The sequence below is a fragment of the Melioribacteraceae bacterium genome (genome assembly GCA_035362835.1).
Lineage (GTDB): Bacteria > Bacteroidota > Ignavibacteria > Ignavibacteriales > Melioribacteraceae > DSXH01.
On the sequence record DAOSDY010000001.1, the window covers coordinates 82,834 to 103,167 of the forward strand.

Consider the following 20,334-nt stretch of genomic DNA (forward strand, 5'->3'; position numbering starts at 1 on the left):
GAAAAAAGAGCTAAATGAGGGAGTATTGGCAGTTTATAAGCGGATTTAGTGTGTCAAGTTGAGAAGAGTCTACAAAGTAAGACAACAATTATTTCCGGGATTCACCTTCTTTTGAATTACTATTCTCTTCTTTATAATCATTTTTAGATTCACAGGCCTCTCCCCTGCAGCATTCGTCGATATTTATTCCGCAGTTAGAACACTGCCCGTGTCCGTGCACCCAGACTAATAAACCTTCAAAACCGCACCACATACACCGGACCTTTTCATGCAAATCAGGCATACAAAACTTTAAAAAGTTTAAGAATATTTCCCTTTAAGTTCTTGAATTATTTTTACCATGTCAAATTATCATAAAGAATTTGATTCTATATTCTTTCACAAAAATATTATATTCGAAATGAAGAAATAAATATCCAATTTTCAATGATAGTTTTCAGAGATAACAAGCCTGAGATAGGCAACAAAGATATATTAGGGCATATCGAATATCATCACGAGTTTTACAGTATCAATTTAAAAAATGAGAGAGATATTCTTGTATGGCTCCCTCCTTCATACCAATCCTCAAACAGGAATTACCCGGTATTGTATATGCACGACGGCCAGAATTTATTCAGTCCTACTACATCCTTTATCGGATACGACTGGCGTACCGACGAGGTACTAACCGATCTTATCGGCAGAAATAAGGTTGAAGAAATAATTGTAGTCGGGATTTATAATTCCAGGGAACGTCTGGAAGAATACAATTACTGTACTGCAAAAGGGAAAAAATACGTTCAGTTTATTACAAGGGAGTTAAAACCATTTATTGACCAGCATTATAAAACAAAAAGCGATAAAGAGAATACAGCGACAATGGGCTCATCGATGGGCGGACTAATCTCTTTTCAGCTTGCCTGGAATTATCCGGAAGTATTCGGGAAAGCGGCATGCATGTCAAACTCATTCTGGGTTGATAACAGGAAAATTTTTGAGAACATCGCCAACGATAAAAGGGATCATCTGGATCAAAAAATCTATCTGGACTGCGGCTGCGACGAAAAGGAACTTATAAGAGACAATAAAGAAATGTGCCTGCTTTTAAAGAAAAAAGGATTTAAACATAAAGAGAACCTCTACTGTTATTTTGTTAAGGGCGGGAAACATTCTGAGATCGACTGGTCAAAGCGCCTTCATATTCCGTTAGAATTTTTATTCGGGATCTAAGAGAAATGAAATCTGATGAAATAATTAGAGTATTAGGACTACTTCCACACCCTGAAGGTGGATACTATAAGGAGATTTACCGTTCAGGAGAATTAATTAAAAAAACATCATTGCCGGAGCGATACAATAATGACCGCTCAATCTCCACATCCATTTACTATATGTTGGCCGGGGAGGATTTTTCCGCATTTCACCGGCTGAAGTCGGATGAAATCTGGCACTTCTATTCAGGGTCCCGAATAATTTTACATCTCCTGAATGAGAAAAAGGGATATAGTAAAATTGTTTTAGGAAATAATTTAACGTCCGGTGAGATACCGCAATTTGTAATAGAAAATGGGATTTACTTTGCAGCGGAGGTTTCAGATAAATCCTCTTACTCTCTTATCGGCTGCACAGTAGCTCCGGGTTTTGATTTTGAAGACTTTGAGTTTGCCGATGAATCAAGTCTCACCAGGTCATTTCCATGGCAAAGTGAATTGATAAAAAAATTCTGCAGAAAGAGATAATGGGAAATATTGAAATCATTCTGGGTGATATAACTGAATTAAAAGTGGACGCAATAGTAAATGCAGCCAACAGAACACTGCTTGGCGGCGGAGGTGTAGACGGAGCAATTCACAGAGCGGCGGGGAAGGAATTGCTGGATGAATGCAGAGTACTCGGCGGATGCGAAACAGGATTGGCAAAAATTACCGGGGGATATAATCTTCCTGCCCGGTTTGTTATACACACCGTTGGTCCGGTCTGGCAAGGCGGAAATAAAAACGAGGATAAGCTCCTTGAGGATTGTTATAGAAATTCATTACAGCTAGCCGTTGAAAAGGGAATTAAATCAATCGCATTCCCTGCTATCAGCACAGGTAGTTATTCTTTTCCGATTGAACGCGCAACAAAGATTGCAATACGATGTGTAAAAAACTTTCTAACAAATAATGATTCAATTGAAAAAGTAATCTTTGTCTGTTTCAGTAGCAATGATTATAGGTTTTATGAATCAGTATTAATGTCTGGATAAAAATTACATCTCCCCGGTTTTAAAATCTGATTTACCGCAGGAATAGAATTGCAATCCCGCTAACAGCAACAAACGCTCCTGTAATAGAGATCCAGGAAAGTTTTTCTTTATAATAATAGCGGACCATCGGGAGCATAATAATCGGAACTGTTGCCATAAGTGTTGAGGCAATTCCGACTTTAGTATATGAGACCGATATAAGACTGAAAGTAATACCCAGGAACGGACCGATGACAGATCCGATTACGGTATATATAAGAGCCTTTCTCTCATTGTAAAATACTTTGAACGGATTCCGGATCTTCTTGGAAAAAAGAAAGAGCGGATAGAGAAATATGATAGATGCAATAATCCGTACAGAAGCTGCGACAAATCCGTTTATTTCGCCTTCATTAAATGCGTGTTTGGCAAAAATCAAACCGACAGCCTGACCCAAAGCACCAATGAGCGCATAAATAATACCTGTATAATCAACTTTGTATTTTGCGGCCGGTTTTTCCTTTCTCTGTAATACAACCATCGAAATACCTGCGACGGTTATTACCATCCCAACAACACCGATAAAGGAAATTATTTCGTTCAAAAAGAAGAATGCCAGAATTGCTGCTATTCCCGGAGCCAATGCCATTATCAGCATACTTAATCTGGCTCCGATATGCTGAAAGGATTTGAATAAAAATGTGTCGCCAATTACAAGTCCGGCAAATCCGCTAAGGATTAGATTAAAAATCTGACCGGAGGATAAGTTTATTTCGATTCTAAAAATCAGAATAGTTAAAGCGAGATATCCAACAGACAGAATCAACCGGGATATGTTTACATATAACGAACCGACTCGAACAGAAGCTTCTGTAAATACAATTGAAGTAGCCGACCAGAGGAGGGCCGTAAGAATTGCAAAAATTTCACCGAGAAATGGCATGGTATTTCAAAATTTCTTTATTGATTAATTGATTGATTATAAATACTGCTTAAATCTTTCCATCTTGATTGAACAACATTCCAGACAGAATCGGTTTGGATAGCTTTCATTGCTTCATGTTCGGTTTCATCCGAGTAATGTTCAAGCACCAATGGAGATTTAATATTAATGTGTTCCTTTCCATAAGCACCCCAGTCGGTAGGATCCGACGATCCGAGCAAAGCAACAACCGGAGTTTTAACCGCAACTGCTACATTCATAGGGCCGGTACAATTGGAGAAGAAAAATCCGCAATTTTCTATCAGGGCGGCAAGTCTGCCGATCGATTCGGTTGCTGGCGCTTTGTAAGCGTTTTTCCCTATCTCGTTTACGATCCTGTCTGCCAGCGCGGATTCACTTCCGCTCCACGTAACAACAATATTTGAGTTGAATTCTTTTACAAGCCGTTTACCAATTTCTGCGAACCGGTCGGGAAGCCATGCTCTAATTTCCCTGCTGGCGCCCGGGTGAATGCAAATCGTATTTTTTTTAGAAATGTGAACCGAATTAAAAAAATCGCTTGCGAATTTTTTATCGCCGCCGGAGACATAAAGAGTCGGGTTTTCATCATAAACATTCAATCCGAGCCCTTTAATTATATCGAGGTTACGGTGAATTTCGTGATATCTGCCTGAGGGGTGTTTAAGACGGACAGTGTAAAGATTCATAAGCTTTTCAGGGCCGCTGCTAATTCTTACTTTCGCACCCGAAAGATACGTTAATAGAGCTGCTCTTTCGGAAGTCCATCTCAAATTCACTGCAAGATCAAATTTTTTTCTGCGTAATCTGAATGCTGTGATCAACTGCTTCGGTACAGAATCGATAACCTTATTCCGGTTAGTATTAATTGTTATATGCTCATCAACTAGAAAGCCTTCAGGGATTATCTGGGTCATTAGAGGATTTGTAAGCAGGGTAATGCGGGCATCAGGGAAATTATCCCTTACGGCTTTAATGGCAGGAGTAGAAGCTATAAGATCGCCGAGCGCTCCCCATTTGATAATCAGGATCTTTTTAATTTGCTGATTTACCATTGATTTAAAATACTTCCTATTTTCCGATAAACATCTTCTACCGTTATTCCGTCCAGGAAGGGATGCCCTTCCGATAAATTTCTCCTGCCAATCAGCGTAAAATGCTTATGTCCGTCAGTATAAAAATCCCAGTACTTTTCATTATCGTCGGGCATCAGAATAAGTGCAGGTGTTCCGGCAGCAACAGCAAGATGTCTTGTCCCGGTATCGTGAGTAATAAACAGATTGCACTTTTTAATTAACGCAGCAGTGCGATTAATTCCTGCATCTGTGAATGAGATTTTACTGTTTAATTTGAAAGAAGTCCTGATTGACGCGCAAATCTCCTTTTCTTTTGGTCCTTCCATAATTATTAATTTCAGTCCGGCTTTTTGAACCAGCCGGTCGATCAGAAGAATAAAATTTTCCTTTTTCCAGATTTTCGATGGTTCGCTGGCGCCCGGATGAATTCCGATCACAAAATCTTTACGGTCTATATTATTTTCATCAAAGAAAAGATCTGTCCATCCGGCATCAGCTTCGGACAAGAAAATTTCAGTCCTGTCTGAATCTATAACCACGTTATAAGCGGAAATAATTTTGTTGTAGTAGTGGATATAATCGATCGTGTTCTCTTCAACATCCACTTTGTTATTGAATAGGAAAGAGAAACTCTGATTGCGCGGGGCAATTCTGGCTTTAGCCCCGGAGAACCAGGCCCAGAATGCAGTCCGATCGCCCGGATGGAGGACAATAGCCGTATCGAACTTCTCTTTTCTTATATTGTTTATAAACTTTATCCCCTTAAGAAAATTCATCAAACCTGAATTCCCTTTCATTCCGGGATCGAAGAGGATTGTTCTGTTAATATTCGGATTATTCTCGAAGAAGGTCTCAAATCCTTTCCTGATCAGCAAAACTATTTCTGCCGAAGGATATGTTTTACGGAGCGACCTGAGAGCCGGAGTAGATACTATCAGGTCACCTAGATACTTTATATTTATTACAAGTATTTTCAAAAAAGCAGATCACTACAAATATTAATAAATAGTTTAATTACAAACAGACCGGTCAATTAATTACAAACACTGACCCGAAATTAACAATCCAGTTGTTAATACCGCCATTCGGTCTTCTCAGGCCGGCATTTGAGAGATGCCTGAATCCAGTCCTTAAATCTATAAAATGATTACGGTTCAATTTTATCTGAACTCCCACAGAATAATTTCCGCAGAACATAATACCTGATATTTGTCTTTCCGGGAGAGCTTCGGTATAAATTAAGCCAAGAGACGAAGCAAAATATATTTTAAGATTATCATCCCAAATATTTTTTTTGATTAAAAAACCTGAATTAATGCCAACTTCACTACTCTTAATTTTTTCGCGATTATTTATATTCGACTTAAAGTTAGAATACCCGTAAATAATATTCAGTTGAGACTCAACATTCCAGGTTTCGCCTTCAAATAATGATGTGATATAATCAACTTCAAAGAGATAGACCTCATAGAGGTATTTCACGTTCAGGTCTATTCCCCCGCCAAAAATCTTCATTACCTGATTACCGTATCCTAAGCTGACGCCAAAACGGGGATAAGATTCTTTGAGGCTATCTGTTTGAGCAAATAGAATGTTGAAGTTAACTAAGAGGATCATAAAGAGGCTATGACTTAGTTTAATCATTAGCAATCTCTGTTGTTGAGGAAAGGGCCGGATTTCCGGGAAGTCCCGGAAACCCGTCCATAATTGATTACAGGTTGAAATACATTTTGTATTCGAAGGGATGAGGCATTGTACCGATAGCCTGAATCTCTTCTGTTTTTATCTTAACCCATTGATCCAACAATTCATCTGTGAAAATATTTCCCCGTCTAAGAAATTCGTGATCAACTTCCAGAGCATCAAGTGCATCCGATAGATTTCTCGGCAGCATATGAATTTTATGTTTTGTTTCGTCATCAAGGAAATTCTTATCGTAGGGTCCAAAACCCTCTTTTACGGGATCGATTTTATTTACAACACCGTCAATTCCTGCAAGGAGCATAGCAGTTAAACAGAGGTACGGATTTGCAGTTGCATCAGGCGGACGGTACTCAAAACGGACTTCATCAGGATTGGAGATGTATTTCGGAATTCGAATTGCAGACGCGCGATTTCCCTGCCCATAGGTTAGGGCAACCGGTGCTTCAAATCCGGGTACAAGCCGTTTATAGGAATTGGTACTCGGATTAGTAAACGCCGAAAGAGCCGGCGCATGTTTCAATAAACCGCCGATAAAATTTAGTGCCAGGTCGTTAAGATTTCCGTACGCGCCTTTTTTGTAGAAAGCATTCTTCCCTTTCTTAGTAAGGAAAAGGTGAAGATGCATTCCGTTGCCGGCCTGCTGGTACATCGGCTTAGGCATAAACGTAATGAAGAGGTCCTTCTGACGCGCAAAATTAAATAGTACGTATTTCGCAGTAACAATATTATCGGCTGTCGTTAATAGGTCAGAAAAATATGTTTCAATTTCCTGCTGACCGCGTTCGCCAACTTCGTGATGATGATACTTAACATTAATTCCGAAACGTGATAACAATTTGCACGCTTCGTCACGGAAATCATCATAAATATCGAATGGATTAGCTGCGTGGTATGCTTTCTTATAGAATTCCTCCGCGTGTTCAACCGTATAGTACGAAGTTGCAGTCCGTGTATCATAGTTCACTTTTGAAAAGATATAAAATTCAAATTCTGGTCCCCACATTGAAGCATCGGTTCCGGTAGTTTTCTTTAGCAAATCTTCAGCCTGTTTAGCAAGGAATCTTCCGTCCTGAGAAAATCTGGTTCGTTTTTCATCCGTAAGTATTATGTTAGAATAAAAACTTAAAGTCGGCGCGTCCCTGAAAAGATCAATTACAGCAGTATCAAGGTCCGGTATCAGAATCATGTCGCTGTTTTCAACTTTTCTGAATCCGTAACTTGAACCGTCGAATCCGACACCTTCTTTGATCAGTTTAGACATTACATTATCATTAACTGGGAGAGAGATATGATGGAGCCTTCCCGACAGATCGATTGCTTTAAGATCAATAACCTCGATTTTATTTTTCTTGATCAAAGTATTAATTGATTGTAAAGTATTTTTTGGCATAAATTCCTCGATTAGTAGAGAATAAAAAGCCCCGCCCTTAGCGAGGCTTAATTTAGTTTATTGAATTTTTATTTACCGGAATAATTAATACCTGAAATTCCCGGAAATACTGCAGTAGTATCAAGTTCTTCTTCAATTCTTAAGAGCTGATTGTATTTTGCAATTCTGTCAGTTCTGGATGCCGATCCGGTTTTAATCTGGCCTGCATTTGTAGCAACGGCAATATCGGCAATAGTAGTATCCTCGGTTTCACCGCTGCGGTGACTGATAACAGCAGTGTATTTAGCTCTCTTAGCCATTTCGATAGCGTCGAGAGTTTCTGTTAACGTACCGATTTGATTTACTTTTATGAGGATAGAGTTAGCCACACCTTTTTCGATCCCTTTAGCAAGGTAATCGGTGTTTGTAACGAAAAGGTCGTCGCCAACAAGCTGAATTTTGTTACCGGCTTTATCGGTTAACATTTTCCAGCCCTCCCAATCGAATTCGGCCATTCCATCTTCCAGGGAAATTATCGGATACTTGTTAATCCAGTTAACCCAGTAATCAACCATCTTTTCGGGAGCCATATAGGATTTATCGGATTTGAAGAAGAAATAGGATTTCTTATCATTATCCCACATTTCGCTTGCAGCGGGATCGAGTGCGATGAAAATATCTTTACCGGATTTAAAACCAGCTTTTTCGATAGCCTCTAAAATTACTTCGATAGCTTCTTCATTCGATTTAAGATTCGGAGCGAATCCACCTTCGTCGCCAACAGCGGTATTGTAACCTTTTTTCTTAAGTACAGATTTCAAAGTATGGAAAGTTTCTGCGCCATACCGGAGAGCTTCAGCAAAGTTCGGAGCGCCGACGGGCATAACCATAAACTCCTGGAAATCAACATTGTTATCAGCATGCTTTCCGCCGTTAAGAATATTCATCATAGGAACCGGAAGAGTACGGGCGCTTACACCGCCTATATACCGGTAGAGAGGAAGTCCGAGTGATTCGGCAGCCGCTTTAGCGCAAGCAAGTGAAGCGCCGAGAATTGCATTAGCTCCTAATTCGGATTTTGTCGGAGTTCCGTCAAGTTGAATAAGCATGTTATCTATAGCAACCTGATCGGTTGCATCAAAGTCGATCAGTTCGTCAGCGATCCTGTCGTTCACATTATCAACAGCTTTTTTAACTCCTTTACCGAGATATCTTGATTTGTCTCCGTCACGTAATTCAACGGCTTCGTTTTCACCTGTTGAAGCACCGCTTGGAACAGCCGCTCTTCCAACGATACCGTTTTCGAGTGTAACTTCGACTTCAATTGTAGGATTACCGCGCGAGTCAAGTATTTCGCGACCCCATACATCAACTATAGTTGTCATTTTTTTCTCCTGTTCTAGTTTTGCATAAACTCAATTTTTTCAGAATCAAATTTAGTAAAATAGGACGAATTCATACGGATATAATTCATAAATATTTTTTATGTTTGAACCGGTGATGGAGTTCACCACTTCATTCCTCCAGAAAACATGTAAAGGTCGAAGGAACCGCCATTCCGGCTGATAACTCCTGATTTCCAAGTTCAATAAAAACGGAATCGTTATGATAAATTACTTACTTGTTTCAACCGGTGCCGCATTAGGAGGCGCAGCACGTTACTGGCTATCGAATCAGGTTTATAAAATCCTACCTGAAAACTTTCCATATGGGACATTAACAGTTAATTTTCTCGGGAGTTTTATTTTAGGAATAATAATCTACCTTTTTGACAGCAAGGAATTAATCTCGCCTGATCTTCGCCTTTTTCTTACAATCGGCTTTTGCGGGGGATTTACAACATTCTCCACATTTTCATTAGAGACAGTAAATTTGATTAAAAATTCAGAATATTTTCTGGCATCAATGAATATTGCATCAAGCATAATACTCTGTTTCGCAGCGGTCTATTTTGTATCACTTTTGGTAAAAAACTAACCGGAGGAGAGATGCAGATTAAGGGAGAGGCAAAATTACTTAGGATTTTTATTGGTGAATCGGACAAAATCCACTCAACTACACTTTACGAAAGTGTTGTTCTCGAAGCCAGAAGATCGGGACTTGCCGGAGCAACAGTTTACAAAGGAATTATGGGATTCGGAGGAAGAAGCAGGATTCACTCATCAAAAATATTACGGCTATCGGAGGACATGCCCCTTATAATTGAAATAGTTGATGAATCCGAAAAGATCGACAGTTTTATTCCGGTAATCGAAAAGATGTTTGAGGAAGCAGACTGCGGAGGATTGATAACAATAGAGAAAGCAGAGATCATTAAATACATAAAATGAACTGCTCTTCCACCGGAATCTTGGAAAGGGGAAAACGAATATTTATATTTCAAAGGAAAATTTGATGAAATTCAACAAAATGCCCCGGTAGCTCAGTGGATAGAGCAGCGGTTTCCTAAACCGTAAAATGCTTTTGAAGTTGCTCAACTTACGCTTAAGTAAATACTCCAAATTAGATTTTTAAAGTTAATTCGCCTCGATTAAGTGATTGATAATTGATTAATTGTTTCACTTCAATCTAACTAAATAGAAGATTTTTTCAAAGAAATTTTTCTGCAGATAATAATCAATTTTGTTCTTCACTTATATCATTCATGCTCAATAGATCCTATAAAATCTTACAAGAATTTTTTCACAATTTGATTTCAATATTTATATCTCCCTGCATGCCTGATAATAAATTCTTTTTCATTTCTTGAATAATCATATCGCGCGTTTTCTCAATGTTATTATCATTCAATCCTACAACCTCCCGGCCGTATTTCCTATTACCTTCAATTTTTCCCGCATCAGCAGAATTATATCCTAATGTTACACTATTATCAGAAACATCTTTAACCGCTAACCCTTTTTTTAATTGTCCTGTCAAGGTCATATCAACATATCCAGTCTGATGAGATTCTATTGAGGTCCCATAATACTCCTTTAATCGTTGGCCTGTTGTATAGGATTTCCCCTTTTTCTGTTTTGCTTTCTTGTTGTGAAAATAGGTTTTCCCGAAAAAATATCCAGTCTTATCACTGAAGGTTTGTCCTTCGCCTGTTGTGAAGCGGCGCATATCATTGGCTTTATATTTCTTGTATTCATCCGATTTATAATCTAATCCAGATTTATTATTCTGGAAAATTCCCCTTTGAAAATCATCCCTTACCCACTTAATTATATTTGCACCAAGTTTTTTCCAGAATGATTTACCAAGATTGATATTTTTATCTAATCTAAGTTTCATTAGTTAGCCTCCATTATTATTGGTTTTTCGAGTTGAATTATTTCGTGATCGCTGGAATTAAAATTGAATCTCAATTTCTCCTTAGCGATTATTTTGTTATCCCCTCTTTTACTATCAACAAGAAGTATCTCCAATAATACAGGCTCCTTTCCTGTGATAAATTCAATCCGGTCCAATTGCTTTTTAATTTTATCAAAATTCATGTTGCCCCCTCCTCTTAAAATCCTTTTATTTTTTGTTTCTTAATGGTTAGCTATGGTTTTTTATTCATAAGTCCTCAAATTGATACCTGGATATGGCTCATAAATTATCTTGCCTCAAATTCTCTTTTATTTTATTCCTATTAGGATTTTTGCCTAATCTGAAATTGAATAACGGGCAATCAAGTGCAGGACAATTTTTTACTTCTTTCGGTTGCAAGTTGCAACACTCCAGGCAATATTTTCTTATTGACTTAACCGGGGTTAGTGCTTTCATCGTTTTCCCTCTTGATTTTAGAATCAATAAAAATCCATGTGCTTTCTGGATCCCTCCATTCATTCAGATTCTTTTCGATTTGCTCTCCGAATTTGTTCTGGATTTCTTTGATACAATGGAACCTTCCGTTCTTTTTGTCATCTGTTATAAGGATTGAATAGTTTTTATTGTCATCAATAAATCCGATTTTATTATTCAGATCTAATATTTGCTTTTTTATTTTGTCAATCCCTTTCAATACACCCCCCCCTCGAAATTATTTATTGATATTTTTTTTCTAAATCATTAATTCTTTTAGTGATTTCATCAAGTTCATTAAGCTCCTTATCAGCTTTGCAGACCTCGATATATTTAGAGCATAAATAGGCTAAATCCCGAGATTTTACACTCGAGATTTTCCCTTGTTGATATAACCAAATAATGCGGCCTAACAACCTTTTAACATCTGAGAGATTGCTTACTCTCACATGCCTTTCGGCTAAAGAATTTGCCATTTTTTAACCCCCTGGCCTAACTTTTTATTAAATCAATACTTAGATATGATGAGAATTTGAAATAATAACAACTTCTCCGGGAATTTTTACCCAGTATTGAATTAGTAATTCCTCTGAATCGTGCTGAATTTTCTTTTCCAGTCATCAAGCGTTTTAACAGGTTCAAGAATTTCCGTTCCATGTCCAAGTAATTTGCCAAATGATTTTGCTGCAATCATTCCCATCTCTATTTCAGAAATTTGTCTTTCAATTTCATTTATTCCAAGTTTATCATAAACCGATTTTGCAAAGCTTAATATTTCAGATTTTAGAATAGCATTCTTTTCGGTATTCCCGGTTATCTGAGATAGCATTTTAACAAGTTGACTAAAATAGTCCATCCGATCCTCATCAACGGCCGATTTCAACTCGCTAATAATAAGAGCTTCCGGCCTCGAGGATGAAAGTAAATTTATTGCCGACTGAATCTCATTAGAACCGATTAATTTTTCAGTTGATACAATTGAATAGAACAAAGGAAATTTTATTTTATTTGCCTTTGTAACAAGGCCCTTGCGCTGCCTTTCAAAGTTATCCATGAGGATTTCAAGTTTTGTTTTGAATTTGTCAATTACCATTCCATTTTCTTCGCGTTTTTTCCTTTCAGCAACTTCAGGTTTAAGATCTGCATGAATAGAAATTTTGCCAAGGTCTGCAGTAAAATCATTTTTTAATTGATTTACTTGCTCCACATACGGATTTGCGTTTTTCTGATTTTTAGTTTCCATTTTACATACTCCCCCTATTACAGGTATTTAGTTTATTGTAGCTTGTTGTGATTATTGATTTTGCATCTATTTGATAAACCGCTGCCGTTAAGAAAGTCATGCTCCCCCCACTATATTTTGAATTGAAGGAGCATTCTTGGGATTTACTAACCTGGCCGGGTTATCAATTTGAATTTCTTGTTTAGGATCATCCGCAAATAATTCCAGGTTATTATCAAAACCTTTGTGAATCAATGAATGATGCTTTCGGCAATACCATTCGACCGCTAAAGGTTTTGAATAATCAACATGATGAGCAAAAATTTCCGTTTTGAAGCATTTAGGGAACTGACAATAATTAGGCTTTGCCAATTTTCCGCTTCTAATAGCTCTGTGGACCACTTTTCGGGCTGGTTCTTGTTCTGGATAGAGTTTCCGATATTTCTTTGTGTAATGGTATCTATTGAATGAAATACCGCCCTTCCAGTTACCATTATTTGCTAATCTTTGATTCATATTTTCAACTCCTCAACTTCGGATTCATAATAATTTCTTGCATGGATCTCATTTGTTCCAGGCGTTAATTCACTATCAAAAAATTTATTAATTGATAGATCAGAATTAATTCTGATTGTTCCACTATCTCCATATCTTTGCTCTAAATGGAGTTTAATAATACCCCGGTTTGAATCAATCTTTTCTCTCCGATATAAATTATCAAGTAGAATAATTGTGTCTGCACTTTCACCAATCCCCCCGGATCCTTTGAGAGTGCCAATAGAGGGATCAGTCCATTCAGCTGAATTATTCAACTGGCTTAATAGAACTACTGAAACATTATATTCCCGGGTTGCGTCTGCTATCATATTTGAGATTTTTTCTAATTCTTGAGCTTGTTTATTCCGGTCATGTTTCACTCTTTGCAAGTAGTCAATAAAAATTATGCAGCCGGGATATTGTTTTGAGAAATACCGGATCATTGCTACTATCTGATAAGCATCCACTCCGGATTTGTCCATCACTGGCAAAAGACTCCAATCAATTTCTTGTTTTACCCGATCATATATTTTTTTCTGATCATTGCTCATATATGATCTGGCTCTGAAATATGGTTCGGGTATTTCGGAGAATCTTGAAATGGTTTGTTTTGTTATTTCATACCCCGGCATTTCTAAACTGATAAAAGGAGAATGAATTTTTTGTTTATATAACTGGTAGCGAGTATTAATAACAAATTTTGTTTTACCTGATTTTTTCAGTCCTCCCAAAACAATTAATCGAGGTGTTTCAATGCCGTTTGTATAAACATCGAGATCAATTAAACCCCATGAAGCACCCTCCAGAACTTTATTCTTGCCAAGATGCTCATCTAATTTCTTTATATGCTGCAGGGGATCAACAAGTTTAGTATTCGAGTTAAATTCAATACCACTTAAAGCAACAATTAATTTTTCTTTTTTATCATTAAACTCATTAATTGTAACCGAGGTCTTTAATTCATCTAAAGAATCAAGAACATTTCTTTCAATATCCCTCCGGTATTTCCTTTCCTTCAATATTTCAATGTGATGAAATATTTCATTTATAGGGCATGAACCTCGAACAAGCTCTGCAAGATCAACGACCTCTATTCCCGGTATATTAACTACTTCTTTATAAACTGATACGGCATCAATAACATGTCTTTTCTCAAATAGAATTTTTGAAAAAGCTTCTACAAGTTTTTTCGCTTTTTCCCCCTTGAACAATCCAGTATTTAGTTCAAGCATAACATCAACTTGATCTTGATAAATATTCAAAGATAGAAACTCTCCGAGGATAGTTTGTTCAAGCTTCTCCATTGATTTGCCTCCTATGTTTAGTCATTATATCATTGGTTATAGGACTTCTTTTTTCCTCAAGCTGACTTTCATCAAGAATATTATTTGGTTCAGTTGCTTCATCTTCCCATCGCTTTTTCTTTATCCATCGGACTGCATGCGGAAAGCTCTCATAAAATTTTCCGCGATCTTTCAATTTCCTTTTAAAGATAATCTGTTTGTTTAGTGCAGCAACAATTATATCAAATAGGCCGCCCTCAAGATCAAGTTTCATAAACTCATTCCTTGCATCTTGTTTTGATCCTTTGTTACCTAATCCAGAATTAGGGTATAGTTTCCAGAATTGTTCAAACTGATCTTCTTTTAATGCTTTACTTTTCTTTACTTTACTTTGTGGCGTTTCTCCCCCCATTTCTCCAGGTGTTTTGTCCGGAGAAACTACTGGAGAAACTACCGGAGAAACTTCTCTTTTCTGATAGTAACGATCTCTCTTTCTTTCTCTTTCGGCTTGAATTTCAAAAAACCTTTTTTGGATTCCCTGACTTGTTATAACAGAATTTTTTTCGAACTCATCTTGAGAGAATAAAAAGTTTTTTAAGCAACAATTCAGGATTTCAGAAAATTTCTTTAATGATAATCCCATCCTTTTGGCAAATATTTTTTTAGCGGTTTCATCTAAAAGCAATCTGCCGTCATTGGTCCGATAAATTCTTTCAAGCATCATAAAGTAGAATGAATAACCATCGTTTTTGAATTGCGCTCTCAGTCTTTCAATTTTTTCATCTGAGGATGCATCAACATCATGAGGAAAGTAATCAAGTCCAATTTTTAGAGGCCTTGCCATTAGTTTGACCCCCCGGAGTGCAGCTCATCATACAGGATCAATCCATCAACCAGCATATTGTTAAATGATTCTGTCAAAATTCGCTTTTCTTTTGGTGTGAGGTCCGGAGATTTTAGTGCTTTGTTGCGGGCAATCTCAATCTGTATCAATTGTTTGCGTATTAGGAAGGTTAATGTTGCTTTAGGGTTTTTCATTTTAATTCCCCCTTTTCGATTATTTAATAATCGGTCAAATTGTAATTAATATTTTATTCTCATGAAAAATGCCGGCTTGTTACACTTATGCCAAATTTTTCATATATGCAAATTAAAAAAGGCTATCCGAGGCTATCCGAGGGCTATGTGAGGCTAACTAAATAATTTTGTAATATTAAAAAATAGCTGATTTCTGAAGATAAAAAAGGCCGTCATTTCTTGTTATTGATTCTTTCATTCACTAAAACTCCCTTAAGATCCGGGTATTTTCCCAACATATAATCTCTGATCTTATCGCAAAGGTAATCTATTGTTTTTTCCCTGTTCTTAAAGTTGTCCGGGCTGCCGTAGTCTTTGCATTTATAATAACCATTTAAATCTATTTCATTTGCGATAATATCGAATATCTCTGAGGCAACTTTTTGAATAGTAAGTGAATTATATAATATTCTCAATTCACCTTCATACCTGTTAATTTCTCTATTAAAAATTTGTTTGAACACACCCCTCTTATATTGTGTTTTTGGTTTTTTACTTTGTGAAAAAACATGATCTATAATGCTTGTTGGCGCAATATTAATTCTATACTGTAATTCATTTTTTATAAGTTCATATCGCGGAAGTAAAGAATAATAATCATCATAATCTTTTCGGACCTCATCATAATAAACAACCTTATTATTATTTAATGAGGAAAAGTCCAGACCTTGTGCGCGGTGGTATCTCGAGATATTTGGGAATAACTTTACGGATAATTCTCCTGAATCTTGATATTTAATATCAGATAACTTTTTAGGCTTACCCCAGCCCAGGTAATAAAGATCTCCCTCCAGTTCTTTTATCAAATTAAATTCATAAGTGTCGTAATATTTTTTATTATAGATTTTGTCAAGTTTTTCCTCATATTCTTTCAGTGTTACTTTTAAATCGCTAATTGATAAATCTTTTAGGTCCATTTTCGCCCCCTTATTTGATAATTAAGGCTTTGTTTTTAATTAATTTTCGCGGTCTAAATTAGCATCGGTATTTATAACCTATTCTTGCCCTTATTATAAAACAACTTAACTAAAATTAGATACTCCATTTTACAAAAAACATCTGATTTTATTGCCGGGAAATTGCTTAACTGCCCGGTATTTTCCGGGAGAGTTTAGCAATCCAAGTTCAATTATTATCCAAAGTTTATTTTCTTATGATTTATAAAATATTCTTTTTTTTAAAATATTTGCCCGGCCTCGCTGAGTTATTTATTCAGTGCAATTATCAAAATACTGATAATTATTCCAGATGCTTTTCTTTATCCCCTTAATCATTATTTCAAGTTCATCAACTAAAGTAGTTAATTCTAAAATTTCATCACGCAATTGCGTTAATTGAGCTGGAGTTAGATCCGAATCATTAAGAAAATAATTATCGAGGCGGTGAGGTGTTTCGCTTTGAGTTAATAAATTTGCCAGTGAGATAATTCGATATAAATCGGATTCAAATTTCCCATTGTGGTAATATTTAAATGGAGTAATACTGAGGATCCTCCGGTCAACCTTTTTGAATATATCCTCTATTTTTTCAGATTTGATATATTGTTCGAGTGTGCAGCCTTGTCCCTCCAGTTTTACGAGATGAACATCTTTGAAAGCAATTGAAATTTTTTCCGAAACAGAAAGAGGCTGAGAGTTAGTTTTTAATGCAACTAAGTTTTTCATGATGCTACTCCTTTGATTTGTTATAAATAATAAATAAAAGCCCTGAGATTTTGAACGGGTTCAAAGGAGAACCCTTCGGCGCTCGCGCAACCGAAAATCTCAAGGCAATAATAGGCATACCTTTAAAACAAAAAACCTTTGTTAACGGACAAAGCATAACCGTCCTTTGATTCGTTCAATAACTAAAATACACTTTCTCGGATGAGATGCAAGTGGATTTTATTATCAGCCTAAAAAAGAAAAGAACATCCCTAAAAGAATATCATAATAACTCTATAGCACTCCTTAAATCTTCCGGTCTGAGGTGTGCATATATTTGAGTTGTTTTAATATCTGCATGGCCTAAAAGCTTGCTAATATGGGCTATTGGCACTCCTTTTTGTATTAACCAACTTGCAAAGGTGTGCCTCAATGAATGAAAATTTAATTGATTGTTTATTTTAGATTCATAAACATATTTTTTGAATATCTTTGATAATTTATCGGAGGATGTCGGTCCTCCATTTACAGAAAAAATAAATCCTTTCTTGTTCCGCCCCATTCTGCGGTTTAATAATTCAAGTGTAGTATTGTTAAGTGGAATAGATCTGATTTTTTTTGTTTTAGTTATATAAAGACTGTTATCAAGTGTGATTATTCTTTTTGCTTGATCATATTGGTGCCATTGTAGAGAGCAAATTTCCTGGCTTCTCATTCCAGTATTAAGAGCAAAATTGGTTATGTCAATAATATCTTGATTATCCATAACCGATAATAACTTTTCAATATCTTCTCGGGTATAGAATTTTGGTTGCTTTTCGGGTAGTCTTAATCTTTTTATTCCGTTGCATGGATTTTTTAACAGGAACCCATCCAAAACCGCTTTATTAAGCATGCTTGATAAATGAATATGATCTTTACGCGCTGCATAAATAGATGAATGACTAATTCGAGATAGTAAAAAATCCTGGATTGATTTGCTTGTTAATTCACTCAACTGAATATCTCCAAAATGATTTAATAAAAAATTAAATGTTACTCGATATGATTTTGTAGTCTTGGGAGTGTGGACTGATTCACTATATTTTAGAAAATTCCATCTAAATGATTTGAGAGTTATCGGCGTGAAGTCCTGCATTAACTCCTCATAATATTTCTTTCTGAAATTTTTTAACTGATAATCTGCCTCAGATTTAAAAATAGTTTTAGTAGAAAGTGAGGTTCTTTTTCCGTTTTGATCTGCATAAACTATATACCAGGTTCCATTAGGTTTTTTAGTGAGAAACATATAACCTCCCGGCGCAAATAACTTTAAATGCTAAACAAGATATGTAAGTATTAAACTCGATACCTATTTGAATACTTTCGCACCAAATTTGAGTAACTTTTCCAGGTTAGGCATTGTTAGGCAATTTCTAAATCCTTATATTTTACTCCATATTCGCAGAAAATTTTCAAGAAACTCAATGCCCCGGTAGCTCAGTGGATAGAGCAGCGGTTTCCTAAACCGTTGGTCGGAGGTTCAACTCCTCTCCGGGGTACTATCAATTTCCAGGAATCTCGAAATGAAAAAGGTAATGTCAGCAGTCATTTTTGCTCTTGTTGATATAGTTTGTTTCCTTCAGGGAGGTATTATACTGGCTTATGCTCTGTTTCATATCAGTTATAAACTTGAAATAGTTCGGGGCGACGGATTTAATACACTAGAAATGCAGAATGTTCCGGTAGCCATAGGGGGCTATTATTACTATTCCGATCCATATATTAAAGTTGCACTTATAGGTATTGCGTTAATAATAACGGGTTTTTTAATGAGAAGTTGGCGGAAAAATTATTAAGTTTACTTAGAAGTTATTAAACTTTAACGGACTATTAAAATTCTATTGTGATTTAGCGAACGAATAAAGTCTTGTTTTTACATTATTTTTGTACAAATTTTCTCACAACATATACAAAGGAGTATCATGAAAAAACTTTCATTGATATTAATGGTGGTCTTATTCTCTTTCTTAAGTACGAATTCATATGCACAATTCAAAGAATTCGGAATTAAAGGCGGGATTCAGGCTAACGGTGTATTATCCGCAACAGAATTTGAGGATGATAACGGTATTGCCCTTGCATCCTATCTTTTCAGAGCATTTTTGCGTTTCGAATTATCGAATCAGTTCAACGCGGAAATCGGTGCCGGTTACGGAAAACTGAATGGTGACGATTTCAATTATACTACAATGAAACAGGGAACCGGCGAATACAGTACATCAATTATTCCGATTGATGCCCGCTTGCTCTTCACTCCATTCGATCTCGAAAGCTGGAACCCCTACTTCTATGCCGGAATTGGTCTTATGAATTATAACGTTGGAACCAAACCTGGTGTTGTTTCTCCGAATCCGGTTGAAGCAGACGGCTGGTCGGCTGTTATACCGGTCGGTATTGGTACTGAAATTAAATTAGCCGACGAGATTCTGCTCGATTTAAGCGTTGGGCTCAATTACACAATGACAGACAATGTAAACTTCTTTAAGATTGACGAATTCAACGACGGGTATTTCAATATCGGTGCAGGCATTACCTTTACCGGCGAGAGCATGAATTCCGATAAAGACAATGACGGACTTACAAAACGAGAAGAGCTTGAATTAGGTACAGATCCTAATAATCCGGATACAGACGGCGATGGCCTGAAAGACGGCGAAGAAGTTAAACAGTACAACACCGATCCGAAAAATGTTGACAGCGACGGCGATGGTCTTAAAGACGGCGAAGAAGTCATGACCTACAAGACAAATCCTGCTAAAGCTGATACAGACGGTGACGGATTGAACGACGGCGAAGAAGTAACCAAATTCAAGACCGATCCATTAAAAGCTGATACAGACGGCGACGGCCTGAAAGACGGCGAAGAAGTTATGAAATACAAAACCAACCCGTTGAAAGCTGATACAGACGGTGACGGACTGATGGACGGCGAAGAAGTTATGAAACACAAAACCGATCCGTTGAAAGCCGATACAGACGGCGGCACAGTTAACGACGGAGTTGAAGTAAAACGCGGAACAAATCCACTCGATCCGAGCGATGACGTTCCACCAGCTTTTATTGAAAAGGAACAGGGCTTCGATAATGTCTGGTTTGCTCTAAACAGTTCAAGATTAACCAAGACAGCTAAATCAACGCTTGATAATGTATTCGATGTATTCACAAAATTAAATGAAGCTAAACTTCATTTATCGGGCCATGCATGTTCTTTAGGACCTGATGAATACAACATGAAACTTTCCCAAAAGAGAGTTACTGCAGTAAAAGAATACTTAGTTAAGAAGGGAATCAATGCTGACATCATCAATACTGAATCATTCGGCGAAACCAAGCCTGCATTCCCGAACGATACAGAGAAAAACAGAAGCAAGAACAGAAGAGTTGAAATAAAAGCCAACTATAAAGAGAAGAATTAAGCAGTAGGCTGAAGTAGTTTA

The 20,334-nt window shown here is 36.9% G+C and carries 26 protein-coding genes, 1 tRNA gene and 1 riboswitch; of the genes, 8 read left to right on the forward strand and 19 right to left on the reverse strand.

Going from position 1 to position 20,334, the window contains the following annotated elements; genetic code table 11:
- Positions 1-88: 88 nt before the first annotated feature.
- Positions 89-283, reverse strand: coding sequence for a hypothetical protein (locus PLZ15_00430; GenBank protein ID HOI28193.1), 195 nt, complete (start codon positions 281-283; stop codon positions 89-91).
- Positions 284-426: 143 nt separating this feature from the next.
- On the opposite strand from PLZ15_00430, the gene PLZ15_00435 reads away from it, so the two are divergent.
- From PLZ15_00435 to PLZ15_00445, 3 genes are read left to right on the forward strand one after another with little or no spacing between them, the layout of a single operon-like run.
- Entirely contained in the window at positions 427-1,212 is a 786-nt protein-coding gene (locus PLZ15_00435; protein ID HOI28194.1) for an alpha/beta hydrolase-fold protein, read from the forward strand.
- A 5-nt stretch (positions 1,213-1,217) separates the two neighbouring features.
- Entirely contained in the window at positions 1,218-1,721 is a 504-nt protein-coding gene (locus PLZ15_00440; GenBank protein HOI28195.1) for a cupin domain-containing protein, read from the forward strand.
- The gene (locus PLZ15_00445; GenBank protein HOI28196.1) at positions 1,721-2,230 is read left to right on the forward strand and encodes an O-acetyl-ADP-ribose deacetylase; all 510 of its coding nucleotides are present in this window, start codon (positions 1,721-1,723) and stop codon (positions 2,228-2,230) included. The genes PLZ15_00440 and PLZ15_00445 overlap by 1 nt, the downstream gene beginning before the upstream one ends.
- A 31-nt stretch (positions 2,231-2,261) precedes the next feature.
- Here PLZ15_00445 and PLZ15_00450 read toward each other — a convergent pair whose 3' ends face one another.
- The 6 genes from PLZ15_00450 to eno form a co-directional block, all read right to left on the reverse strand.
- Positions 2,262-3,152: a DMT family transporter gene (locus tag PLZ15_00450; GenBank protein HOI28197.1), complete on the reverse strand. Its 891-nt coding sequence runs from the start codon at positions 3,150-3,152 to the stop codon at positions 2,262-2,264.
- A gap of 17 nt (positions 3,153-3,169) precedes the next feature.
- On the reverse strand, positions 3,170-4,225 hold the full coding sequence (locus PLZ15_00455; protein HOI28198.1) for a glycosyltransferase family 9 protein: 1,056 nt from the start codon (positions 4,223-4,225) through the stop codon (positions 3,170-3,172).
- Positions 4,219-5,223 carry a glycosyltransferase family 9 protein gene (locus PLZ15_00460; protein HOI28199.1) on the reverse strand — a complete coding sequence of 335 codons (1,005 nt, stop codon included), beginning with the start codon at positions 5,221-5,223 and terminating at the stop codon, positions 4,219-4,221. Before PLZ15_00460 ends, PLZ15_00455 begins: the two co-directional genes overlap by 7 nt.
- Before the next feature lie 52 nt (positions 5,224-5,275).
- A complete protein-coding gene (locus PLZ15_00465) occupies positions 5,276-5,890 on the reverse strand; it encodes an acyloxyacyl hydrolase (protein ID HOI28200.1) in 615 nt (204 codons plus the stop codon).
- Positions 5,891-5,957: 67 nt separating this feature from the next.
- Positions 5,958-7,340, reverse strand: coding sequence for a type I glutamate--ammonia ligase (glnA, locus tag PLZ15_00470; GenBank protein HOI28201.1), 1,383 nt, complete (start codon positions 7,338-7,340; stop codon positions 5,958-5,960).
- A gap of 68 nt (positions 7,341-7,408) precedes the next feature.
- Positions 7,409-8,704 (reverse strand): phosphopyruvate hydratase, encoded by a 1,296-nt coding sequence (gene eno, locus PLZ15_00475; GenBank protein ID HOI28202.1) that lies wholly within the window; start codon positions 8,702-8,704, stop codon positions 7,409-7,411.
- A 102-nt stretch (positions 8,705-8,806) separates the two neighbouring features.
- Positions 8,807-8,901, forward strand: a riboswitch (Fluoride riboswitch).
- A gap of 23 nt (positions 8,902-8,924) precedes the next feature.
- Here eno and crcB point away from each other — a divergent pair.
- The gene (crcB, locus tag PLZ15_00480) at positions 8,925-9,296 is read left to right on the forward strand and encodes a fluoride efflux transporter CrcB (protein ID HOI28203.1); all 372 of its coding nucleotides are present in this window, start codon (positions 8,925-8,927) and stop codon (positions 9,294-9,296) included.
- Positions 9,297-9,307: 11 nt separating this feature from the next.
- Positions 9,308-9,649, forward strand: a complete 342-nt coding sequence (locus PLZ15_00485; protein HOI28204.1) for a DUF190 domain-containing protein — start codon at positions 9,308-9,310, stop codon at positions 9,647-9,649.
- A 352-nt stretch (positions 9,650-10,001) separates the two neighbouring features.
- Here PLZ15_00485 and PLZ15_00490 read toward each other — a convergent pair whose 3' ends face one another.
- The 12 genes from PLZ15_00490 to PLZ15_00545 all read right to left on the reverse strand — a co-directional run bounded on the left by PLZ15_00490 (position 10,002) and on the right by PLZ15_00545 (position 18,143).
- Positions 10,002-10,598 (reverse strand): hypothetical protein, encoded by a 597-nt coding sequence (locus PLZ15_00490; protein ID HOI28205.1) that lies wholly within the window; start codon positions 10,596-10,598, stop codon positions 10,002-10,004.
- Positions 10,598-10,801: a hypothetical protein gene (locus tag PLZ15_00495; GenBank protein HOI28206.1), complete on the reverse strand. Its 204-nt coding sequence runs from the start codon at positions 10,799-10,801 to the stop codon at positions 10,598-10,600. The genes PLZ15_00490 and PLZ15_00495 overlap by 1 nt, the downstream gene beginning before the upstream one ends.
- A 251-nt stretch (positions 10,802-11,052) precedes the next feature.
- A complete protein-coding gene (locus PLZ15_00500) occupies positions 11,053-11,313 on the reverse strand; it encodes a hypothetical protein (protein ID HOI28207.1) in 261 nt (86 codons plus the stop codon).
- Positions 11,314-11,335: 22 nt separating this feature from the next.
- A complete protein-coding gene (locus tag PLZ15_00505) occupies positions 11,336-11,569 on the reverse strand; it encodes a hypothetical protein (protein HOI28208.1) in 234 nt (77 codons plus the stop codon).
- Between the two features lie 101 nt (positions 11,570-11,670).
- Complete coding sequence (locus PLZ15_00510) at positions 11,671-12,336, reverse strand: hypothetical protein (protein ID HOI28209.1); 666 nt, start codon at positions 12,334-12,336, stop codon at positions 11,671-11,673.
- A 96-nt stretch (positions 12,337-12,432) separates the two neighbouring features.
- Complete coding sequence (locus PLZ15_00515) at positions 12,433-12,831, reverse strand: hypothetical protein (GenBank protein HOI28210.1); 399 nt, start codon at positions 12,829-12,831, stop codon at positions 12,433-12,435.
- A complete protein-coding gene (locus PLZ15_00520; protein HOI28211.1) occupies positions 12,828-14,156 on the reverse strand; it encodes a DnaB-like helicase C-terminal domain-containing protein in 1,329 nt (442 codons plus the stop codon). The genes PLZ15_00515 and PLZ15_00520 overlap by 4 nt, the downstream gene beginning before the upstream one ends.
- Positions 14,143-14,979 (reverse strand): DUF4373 domain-containing protein, encoded by an 837-nt coding sequence (locus PLZ15_00525; protein ID HOI28212.1) that lies wholly within the window; start codon positions 14,977-14,979, stop codon positions 14,143-14,145. The genes PLZ15_00520 and PLZ15_00525 overlap by 14 nt, the downstream gene beginning before the upstream one ends.
- Positions 14,979-15,173: a hypothetical protein gene (locus PLZ15_00530; GenBank protein ID HOI28213.1), complete on the reverse strand. Its 195-nt coding sequence runs from the start codon at positions 15,171-15,173 to the stop codon at positions 14,979-14,981. The genes PLZ15_00525 and PLZ15_00530 overlap by 1 nt, the downstream gene beginning before the upstream one ends.
- A gap of 212 nt (positions 15,174-15,385) precedes the next feature.
- Positions 15,386-16,129 carry a hypothetical protein gene (locus tag PLZ15_00535; GenBank protein ID HOI28214.1) on the reverse strand — a complete coding sequence of 248 codons (744 nt, stop codon included), beginning with the start codon at positions 16,127-16,129 and terminating at the stop codon, positions 15,386-15,388.
- Positions 16,130-16,420: 291 nt separating this feature from the next.
- Positions 16,421-16,876 carry a hypothetical protein gene (locus PLZ15_00540; GenBank protein HOI28215.1) on the reverse strand — a complete coding sequence of 152 codons (456 nt, stop codon included), beginning with the start codon at positions 16,874-16,876 and terminating at the stop codon, positions 16,421-16,423.
- Between the two features lie 262 nt (positions 16,877-17,138).
- A complete protein-coding gene (locus PLZ15_00545) occupies positions 17,139-18,143 on the reverse strand; it encodes a site-specific integrase (GenBank protein ID HOI28216.1) in 1,005 nt (334 codons plus the stop codon).
- Between the two features lie 180 nt (positions 18,144-18,323).
- Between PLZ15_00545 and PLZ15_00550 the strand changes: the two genes are divergently transcribed.
- From PLZ15_00550 to PLZ15_00560, 3 genes are all read left to right on the forward strand, one after another.
- Positions 18,324-18,396: transfer RNA gene (locus PLZ15_00550), tRNA-Arg, on the forward strand.
- Between the two features lie 24 nt (positions 18,397-18,420).
- On the forward strand, positions 18,421-18,693 hold the full coding sequence (locus PLZ15_00555) for a hypothetical protein (protein HOI28217.1): 273 nt from the start codon (positions 18,421-18,423) through the stop codon (positions 18,691-18,693).
- Positions 18,694-18,819: 126 nt separating this feature from the next.
- On the forward strand, positions 18,820-20,313 hold the full coding sequence (locus PLZ15_00560) for a DUF6089 family protein (protein HOI28218.1): 1,494 nt from the start codon (positions 18,820-18,822) through the stop codon (positions 20,311-20,313).
- Positions 20,314-20,334: the final 21 nt, after the last annotated feature.